This is a genomic window from Streptomyces sp. AF1A (assembly GCF_047340315.1).
Lineage (GTDB): Bacteria > Actinomycetota > Actinomycetes > Streptomycetales > Streptomycetaceae > Streptomyces.
The window spans coordinates 1-2,454 of sequence record NZ_JBLEBI010000348.1 but is presented as its reverse complement, the minus strand read 5'-3'; the positions used below and the strand labels follow the sequence as shown (position 1 = coordinate 2,454).

Below are 2,454 nucleotides of genomic sequence, written 5' to 3'. Positions count from 1 at the left end.
GAGCGAGGCGTTGCCCTGCTTGTCGAGGCGGTTGTTGTAGAGGATGTCGGGCGCGCCGAGCACGACGGTGTCGCCGCCCCCGGATGCCGCGGGGATGCGCAGCAGGGTGGCGAGTCGCGCGCTGGGGTAGCAGATGTCGGCGTCGAGGCGGGTGGTGGTGTAGCGGACGCCGCCGGTCTCCGCGCTGCCCGCGCGCCGGGCCTCGGGCAGGTCGCATCCGGGGGCGAGGGCGGTGCCGGTGCTTTCGGCGGGGTCGGCGGCCACCCCGGGGGCGAGCCGTTCGACGGACCAGCTGCGGGGGGCGACGAGGACCGTGCGCCCGCCGGAGGCGGCGGTCGCCTCGTGCAGCTGGGTCTGCTGACCGCCGGTCAGCAGGTCGGGGACGGCGACCAGCAAGGTGGTGTCGGGCCGGGCGGCGGCGCGCGCCGAGCCGAGAGTGGTGACCACGCGCGTGGAGACCCCGTGATCGGCGAGGAGTTGGGCGACGGCCCGGCTGCCGTAGGGGTCGACGGAGCGCGGGTCCAGGTCGCCGTGCCGGGTGGTGGAGCGTACGACGGCCATCGCGACGGCGGCGGCGAGGATCAGCACGACGGCGAGGGCGATGCCTCGCGTGCGGGGCCACGCCGCGCGGACGGTGGGCGCGGTGGCGGTGGTCGGCGGCGCGGCTTCGACGGTCACTCGGCGGCCCCCTGGCGGGTGCTCTGTGCCGTGTTGGTGGCGCTGAGGGTCAGGGCGGGCTTGGTGCGTTCCAGGTCCCGGTCGAGTTCGGCGATGCGGCGGTACGACTGCTCGCTTGCGCTGCGCCCGCCGTACGTCACGTCGTCGAACTCCTTCGCGGCGGCACGCAGCCGGTCGATGTGTGCGGGAAGTGCCCGGCCGGCCTCGGCGGCCGCTTCGTCGGCGGTCCGGCCGGGGCGGAGGTCGAGCACGGTCCGCTCCTCCAGGGAGCGCACGACGGCCCGCATGCGCTCCTGGACGGCCTGGTTCCAGTGGCCCTGGGCCGCGTGTGCCTCGCCGGCCGCGCGGTGTTCGGCCGCGCTGCGGGGCCGGTCGTCGAACAGGACGGCGGCGGACACGGGCCGACGGCGGGGAGTGCCCAGGCGCCACCACAGGGCGGCCAGGACGGCGACGACGAACAGGATCACGACGGTCAGGCCGACCGTGCCGCCGGGGGTGGCAGAGGCGGCCGTGCCGAACACGTGGTCGAGCCAGTCCCAGAACGCGTTCAGGGCGCGCTGGAGCAGGCCGGGGTCGTTCTCGTGGTACATCCGCTTGGACAGCTCCCGGCGGGCCGCCTCGCGCGCGGGATCGCGCGGGACGGTCACCGGCGGCTCGTGGCCGGAGGCGCCGGCCGCCAGGACCGGCGCGCCCGCCGAGCGCACCAGGGCGCGTAGGGCCGTGGCGCCGGCGCCCGGTGGGATCGCCGCCGTGAGAACTCCCCCCGTCAGGCTCACTGCATCAGCTCCCCGGGACGGCGCTGGGAGCGCCGGTGCCGTTGGCCTGGACGCCGGCGGCGCGGGCCAGTTCCAGGTCGAGGGCCTCACGGCGGATGCGCTGGTCGACGTAGAGGAGCACGGTGACGCCCGCGTTGATGGGCAGGGTGATCGTGGCACCGATCACCGAGCCGATCCCGCTGACGATCAGGAAGACCCAGCCGACCTGTCCGCCGGTGGCACCGAAGAGGCCCGTCATTCCGCCACCGCTCGCGGCTGCCGCGATGAAGAGGAAGGGGATCGCGACGATCGACGAGACGACGCCGGCTATGAGCCCACCGAGCAGCTGGATGCCGAGAACCCGCCACCAGGAGCCGCGCACGAGCTTCGCGGAGCGGCTCAGCGACTTCACGATGCTCTGCCGCTCCAGCATCAGCGCGGGCGAGGCCAGGGAGAAGCGGACCGTCAGCCAGGCCATGACGATCGCCGCGGCGATGATGCCGACGACCAGGAGCGCGGCTCCGGCGGGACGGTTGACGGTGAGAAGGACGATGACGCCGGGCAGCGCGCCGCACACGACCACACCCGCGCCGATGAGACCGAGCAGGATCAGCAGCCCGAACAGCTTCGGGACCTGTGGGCGGGCGTCCCGCCAGGCCTCGCCCGTGCTGACCGGCTTGCCGAGGACGGCACGGCTGGTGACCGTCGTCAGCAGCGCGGTGGCGATGATCGTGCCGACGGCGGAGATCAGACCGACGAGGACGGAGCCGAGAAAGGCCTCGCCCATGGACTGGAACACGTCTTCGGGCGTGGTGCTCGGGTCGTTGACGGACACCGTGGCGACCGTGTCGTTCAGGACGAGGCCCTGCATGAGCACCGAGGCGGTCTGCGTGAGCAGCGCGACCGACAGCGAGATGCCGAGGACCGTGCGCCAGTAGGTGCGCATGGTGGAGACGGCACCGTCGAGAATCTCCCCCACGCCGAGCGGGCGCAGCGGGATCACACCGGGCTTGGCCGCAGG

Annotated in this window: 3 protein-coding genes; all 3 read right to left on the bottom strand. The window is 74.0% G+C overall.

From position 1 onward, the window contains the following. Positions 1-678, bottom strand: a 678-nt coding sequence (locus ACLU3S_RS36680; protein WP_413956302.1) for a DUF4350 domain-containing protein, incomplete at its 3' end; no start/stop codon positions are given. Continuing rightward, the gene (locus ACLU3S_RS36675) at positions 675-1,454 is read right to left on the bottom strand and encodes a DUF4129 domain-containing protein (protein ID WP_413956301.1); all 780 of its coding nucleotides are present in this window, start codon (positions 1,452-1,454) and stop codon (positions 675-677) included. The genes ACLU3S_RS36680 and ACLU3S_RS36675, both read right to left, overlap by 4 nt. A 4-nt stretch (positions 1,455-1,458) precedes the next feature. Then, a partial coding sequence (locus tag ACLU3S_RS36670) for a hypothetical protein (RefSeq protein WP_413956300.1) occupies positions 1,459-2,454 on the bottom strand: 996 nt, incomplete at its 5' end.